The organism is Chromohalobacter sp. HP20-39, assembly GCF_033052815.1.
Classification (GTDB): domain Bacteria; phylum Pseudomonadota; class Gammaproteobacteria; order Pseudomonadales; family Halomonadaceae; genus Chromohalobacter.
Window position 1 is genome coordinate 1 of sequence record NZ_JAWHTP010000363.1, and the last position, 329, is coordinate 329.

1 protein-coding gene is annotated in these 329 nt (G+C 64.7%); it reads left to right on the plus strand.

Annotation, left to right across the window (positions count from 1 at the left end):
- Window positions 1-329: argininosuccinate synthase domain-containing protein (locus RVY79_RS18385; protein WP_317465978.1), on the plus strand; the 329-nt coding region annotated here is incomplete at both ends.

The window sequence follows — 329 nt, forward strand, 5'->3', positions numbered from 1 at the left end:
GCCATGGAGTACGGTGCAGAGAAAGCTCGCCTGATCGACTGCCGCCCGCAGCTGGCCAATGAAGGCATTGCCGCCATCCAGGCCGGCGCCTTCCACATCAGCACCGGCGGCATCACGTACTTCAACACCACGCCGCTGGGCCGCGCCGTCACCGGCACCATGCTGGTCGCCGCCATGAAGGAAGACGACGTCAACATCTGGGGCGACGGCTCGACCTTCAAGGGCAACGACATCGAGCGCTTCTACCGCTACGGCCTGCTGACCAACCCGGCGCTGAAGATCTACAAGCCGTGGCTGGATCAGACCTTCATCGACGAGCTGGGCGGCCG